At 62.4% G+C, this 5,342-nt stretch carries 7 protein-coding genes; 4 read left to right on the forward strand and 3 right to left on the reverse strand.

Going from position 1 to position 5,342, the window contains the following annotated elements:
- The 4 genes from J7I85_RS24675 to J7I85_RS24690 all read left to right on the forward strand — a co-directional run.
- Positions 1-336, forward strand: a 336-nt coding sequence (locus J7I85_RS24675) for an ATP-binding cassette domain-containing protein (RefSeq protein ID WP_214858635.1), incomplete at its 5' end; no start/stop codon positions are given.
- 2 nt (positions 337-338) lie between these two features.
- Positions 339-1,541 carry a multiple monosaccharide ABC transporter permease gene (gene mmsB, locus J7I85_RS24680; RefSeq protein ID WP_214858638.1) on the forward strand — a complete coding sequence of 401 codons (1,203 nt, stop codon included), beginning with the start codon at positions 339-341 and terminating at the stop codon, positions 1,539-1,541.
- A gap of 204 nt (positions 1,542-1,745) precedes the next feature.
- Positions 1,746-2,798, forward strand: coding sequence for an ROK family protein (locus J7I85_RS24685; RefSeq protein WP_251024802.1), 1,053 nt, complete (start codon positions 1,746-1,748; stop codon positions 2,796-2,798).
- A gap of 345 nt (positions 2,799-3,143) precedes the next feature.
- Entirely contained in the window at positions 3,144-3,338 is a 195-nt protein-coding gene (locus J7I85_RS24690) for a hypothetical protein (RefSeq protein WP_214858645.1), read from the forward strand.
- 201 nt (positions 3,339-3,539) lie between these two features.
- Here J7I85_RS24690 and J7I85_RS24695 read toward each other — a convergent pair whose 3' ends face one another.
- The 3 genes from J7I85_RS24695 to J7I85_RS24705 all read right to left on the reverse strand — a co-directional run.
- Entirely contained in the window at positions 3,540-4,148 is a 609-nt protein-coding gene (locus tag J7I85_RS24695) for an MFS transporter (RefSeq protein ID WP_214858648.1), read from the reverse strand.
- Positions 4,070-4,765 carry an MFS transporter gene (locus J7I85_RS25850; RefSeq protein ID WP_214858651.1) on the reverse strand — a complete coding sequence of 232 codons (696 nt, stop codon included), beginning with the start codon at positions 4,763-4,765 and terminating at the stop codon, positions 4,070-4,072. Before J7I85_RS25850 ends, J7I85_RS24695 begins: the two co-directional genes overlap by 79 nt.
- Positions 4,766-5,002: 237 nt before the next feature.
- Positions 5,003-5,342, reverse strand: a 340-nt coding sequence (locus J7I85_RS24705; protein WP_214858658.1) for an aldo/keto reductase, incomplete at its 5' end; no start/stop codon positions are given.

Raw genomic sequence — 5,342 nt, forward strand, 5'->3', positions numbered from 1 at the left:
GTGGCCACCGTGATGCCCGTGACCGGAAAACTCTCCGGCGGGAACCAGCAAAAAGTTGTCCTGAGCAAATGGATCTTTTCCGGGCCGGACATCCTCATCCTCGACGAACCCACCCGCGGCATCGACGTCGGCGCCAAATACGAAATCTACGGCATCATCAACGAACTAGCAGCACAAGGAAAAGCTGTCATCGTCATCTCCTCGGAACTTCCGGAACTACTGGGCCTTTCGGACAGGATCTACGCCATCTCCGAAGGCCGCATCACCGGCGAAGTTCCACGCGAAGAAGCGGACCAGGAAGTGCTGATGCACTACATGACTGCTGGAAAGGACTAACCATGAGTACCGACACCACCCTCAGGCCCACGCCCAAGGCCCCTCCGAGAAAAGCCGCAGTCAATCTTCGCCAGTACGGACTCCTGGCCGCATTGGTCATGATCGTCGCCTTGTTCCAGTTCCTGACCAACGGGCGGCTCCTCCTGCCGGGTAACGTGAACAACCTCATCCAACAAAATGCCTACGTCCTGATCCTGGCCATCGGAATGGTCATCGTTATCATCGCCGGGCACATCGATCTCTCCGTAGGCTCAGTGGTGGCAATGGTTGGCGCCGTGACCGCCATTGCCATGAACAACTGGGGCCTGCCCTGGTGGGCCGCGGTAATTCTCGGCCTGCTTTTGGGGGCAGTGATCGGTGCCTGGCAGGGGTTCTGGATCGCCTTCGTGGAGATACCCGCCTTCATTGTTACCCTTGCCGGAATGCTGCTGTTCCGCGGACTGACCCTTGTCCTGCTGACCGGCGGAACCATCAGCGGGCTGCCCGCTCCGTTTACCGCCATTGGCGCCGGCTGGCTGCCACCAGTCTTTGGGGAGCTCGCAAAGCGGGACACTCTGACGCTTCTGATCGGGATAGTCGCGTCTGCAGCCCTGGTGCTCCAACTTCTGCGTACCCGGAAGACCCTCCAACGCCTTGACCTGCCGAGAGAGCCTCTCCCATCATTCAGCATTAAGGCGGCTGGAGCCGTCGTCGGGATCATGGCATTGACCTGGCTGCTCGCCGGCTACAACGGCACGCCGATCATCCTGGTTATCCTGGCCGCCCTCATTCTGGCGTACACGTTTGTCTTGAACCGCACTGTTTTCGGTCGCCACATCTATGCAATGGGCGGCAACCTCTTCGCGGCAGAGATGTCAGGAGTCAAGACAAAATGGGTCAACTTCCTGATCTTCGTCAACATCGGAGTCCTCTCGGGATTGGCAGGCGTTGTCAGTACTGCCAGAGCAGGCGGCGCTGTAGCCTCTGCCGGGCAGAACTATGAGCTGGATGCCATCGCAGCCGTCTTTATTGGCGGTGCCGCAGTCCAGGGTGGAATAGGAACGGTCGTCGGCGCGGTCATCGGAGGCCTCGTTATGGGTGTGCTTAATATGGGTCTATCGATTCTCTCCGTCGATGCCGCCTGGCAAATGGCCATCAAGGGTCTCGTGCTTCTCCTGGCCGTAGCGTTTCATATTTTCAACAAGCGCCGATCAGGGGGAAGATGAGCAACGGTTACAACTAATTTCGAGAGGCAGAGGCATAGGGTGACGGCTTCACACCTGACCAAGCTGGACGGTACTCAAAGAACCAGCGCGAAGCCGCTTCAGAACGCGGACGCCGCCATCCGGGGCAACAACTTGGCGTTGATTTTGAGCCTGCTCCACAGAGAGGGACCCCTATCGCGTGCCCACCTGACAAAGCGGACGGGGTTGAACCGGTCAACCATCAGCGCTCTTGTCGCCGAGCTCGGCGACCTGGGACTTGCCTATGAAACAGAACCGCCTGCCATAGGGCGTGTCGGACGGCCCAGCCCCCTTGTTCATCCAAACGAGAACATTGCCGCCCTGGCCATCAACCCGGACGTGGATGCCGTGACCGTCGGCCTTGTCGGCCTCGGCGGCCGGGTTCATCGAAGGATCCGCTATGAGGCCGCCACCCAGCCTTCCGTTACGGAGACAGTGAACATCAGCCGGGCAATTATCGAAGGAATGCAAGCCGACCTGGAGTCCATGGACCGGATTACCGGAGTCGGGGTGGCCGTTCCAGGACTGGTCAGGTCCTCCGACGGGCAGATACTCCTGGCCCCCCACCTCCAGTGGGCCGACGAGCCACTGTCGGCTTCCCTGGAGCAAGCCTTGGGCCGCCCGGTGCGTGCCGGGAATGACGCCGCTCTGGCATCGCTCGCAGAAAGCATTTACGGGGCCGCCGTCGGATTCTCGGATGTGGTGTACCTAAACGGCAGTGCCAGCGGCATCGGCGGCGGAGTCATCTCCGGAGCCAAGCCTTTGCGCGGTTCCGCAGGTTTTGCCGGCGAACTCGGGCATACTCTGGTGCGAACCAATGGGGAGATATGCCATTGCGGACGGAACGGGTGCTTGGACGCCGAAGTTCGCCTCGAACGGTTGCTCGTTCCGCTCGGCCTTGTCCGGGCAGACCAGGACGAGCTGGAGAGGGCCATTGTCGAGCATCCGTCTCCGGAACTGGCAGAGGAAGCTGAAAGGCAGATCGACCTCCTTGCCGTGGCCCTGACGAATTTCGTGAACATTTTCAACCCCGAAATAATCGTGCTCGGCGGATTTCTGGGATCAATCTTCGCTCTAAACCCCGAGCGCCTCATCGCGGCGGTGGCAAAGGACACTATTGGGGGACTTGGAGCGGCCGTCAAGATCAAAAGGGCGGTCCTCGGATCCGAGTTGCTGTTGGTTGGCGCCGCGGAACTGGCATTTGCCCGGCTTCTCTCTGACCCGGCCGCGGCAGCATAGGGCTTCCATCCGTGTCCCGCGCAACCGACTGCCGGTCCAACTTCCTCGCACACACAGCAAGAGCTCCGGCGGTGTAAGCGTAGGTGCGGCCTATGAACCAGAACCACCGCCCGTACCATTGCGATGGCCTCGTACCACGCCTGGGCAGGCGATCGTCAACCGTGCCCTCCCACTCCGCACCTCCGCTCAGCCGCTCTGTGCTGGACCGCCGCCGGCTCCCACGTCAGACCGGCCCCATGCCGGCGTCCGGGCACTTGCAGGAAGCGGCCATGCAAGGCGGGACTCCCGGAGTCCTGATCCCGCGGCACAAGCCCGGCCCCGCGAGCCGCAGAAAAGGAAGAACTGATGCCCGAGGTAAACGACTGGAGCATGCTGGTGGGGCGTACCGTCGAGCTGCGGCTCGACGGCCGCTACGTTCGCACGGCCGAGGTGGAAGACGCTACGGCCGATGACTCGATCATTTGGCTGCGCTTCGACGGGAACGACGGCAGGAAGCTGATCAGCAATACCGAGGGCTATGAGATCCGGCCGGTGTCTTGAATCAACCGGGAATGCGTTCACGTGACCTTTACGTCCTCAGGCGGAAATCCAGGCACCGGCTCTGCCTTACACGGCGTCACCGCCGGCTCGACTCGCAACCTGACCCAGTGCCGTGAGAGCGGCCCTGACCACCGCTGCGAAGTGTTGCTGACCGCTCGGTGCCCGGAACAGATGCCTGTCACGCTTACGTAGCTGGGCCATTCATTCCTTTGCTCCTCGCGACGCTGCAGCCGGAGCGGACTTGTTTCCCTGGTTGGCTGGCGAAAGGAATTTCAGGCGACCGGAACGTCCGGCATCCGCTCCCAGGCGCACGGCGAGTCCGGTGGTGAGGAGCATGATCTCGACGATTGGAAGTGACCCGATGCCGACGCCGTCCAGCAGGACCCCGCCCAGGAGTGCCCCGCCGCCAATCCCCACGTTGAAGGCCGTCGTCTGTAGCGCTGCTGCAAGGTTTCGCATTCGGAATGACGCGGTATGGAGCATGCGCGTCTGCAGCATCGCCGGGAGGCCGCCGAACGCGACCCCCCAAAGGACGAATACCCCGACGACGAGGACGGGGTTGGCCGAAACCAGTGCGAGCACGAGAACGGACGCCATCACCGCGAGCACAGCCAGAGCGAAACCACGCTTCGGGAATCGGTCGGCGGCAAAACCTGCGAGCACGAGGCCGATCGCTCCGGAGCCGCCGAACAAGAAGAGTAGGAAAGCGACCGACGGCGGGGGGAAATGAGCTACTTGGATGAGCCACGGAGCGATATAGGTGTAGAAGGTGTTCTGCCCTGCGATGATGATGACGATGACGACGCACACAACGATAACCCCGCAAAGACTAGGGTCTTTGTGGAGCGGCAGGGGTGACTCATGATAAGCACGATGCCCCCGAGAACTGCGAACGCCGCCCGCCACCCGAGCGCGTGCCCGAGAGTTGTGCCCGCGGGTACGCCGAGCACGAAGGCAGCGGATCCTCCGCCGGCGGTAATTGCAACGGCGCGGCCTAGTTGGTGGTTTGGCACGAGATGGGCGGAGTAGGCGGCGACAACCGCCCAGAACGGTCCGTGCGCCAGGCCGCCGAGAACGCGGGCGCAGACAAGTATCCCGTAGCTCGGGGCGAAGGCAGCGAGGACGTTTGCCAGCGCAATGACGATTAATACCACGACGATTAGGGCCTTGCGCGGGTAACGCTTCGTAAGCACCGCGAGTGGGGTGGTGGCGATAACTACCGTGCCGGCGAAGATGGTTACAAGTGATCCTGCAGTGGAGAGTCCTACGCCCATGTCGTGTGCCATGGCGGGGAGGAGCCCGGTCGGCAGGAACTCGCTGGTGACCGAGACGAAGATCGCAGATGCGAGCGACAGCAGGCCTATCCAGGGAAACATCGCGGCTACGGGAGTGTCAGGGGTGTGCGTGGACACGGGGAACCAATCCAATTCTCGTGGTGTGTGAGCCAGAGGGTCTGAAACATGCCCGCTTCATTGAGCTGCTCAGGCCCGCCGCATAGTCTTCAGGGCGTCCAGTTCAAACCGGCTGCGCTGCTCTCGGAGGTTCCCTGGCTTCCCCGCGGGGACCCCCGAGAGCGGAACAGCCGCCGTTCCTTCTCCTGCCACCGTGTCAGAGACTCGTGGCGGAGGCAGACATCCGGTCAGGACCGTCCGGCCTGTCGTTGTTTACGCTTCCCGAGTGGCGGGCGATGAATTTTTCGTCTGCTCGGGATCACGTTCAGCGAGGGAGCCGACGGCGGCGTCGATCTTCTTCAGGACGTCCGGTTCAAGGCGCACACCGGCGGCAGCGGCGCTGTCGGCGACCTGTTCGGGCCGGGAGGCCCCGACGATGGCCGAGGCAACGTTCGGGTTCTGCAATACCCAGGCCACCGCCAGCTGGGGCATGGTCAGCCCGGTTTCCTCCGCGAGCGGCCGGAGCTCCTGCACGGCGGCCAGGACGTCGTCCCGCATCCAGCGCTGGATCATCCTGGCACCGCCCTTGTCATCGGTGGCGCGGCTGCCCTCC

It is taken from the genome of Arthrobacter sp. ISL-65, assembly GCF_018613795.1.
Classification (GTDB): domain Bacteria; phylum Actinomycetota; class Actinomycetes; order Actinomycetales; family Micrococcaceae; genus Arthrobacter.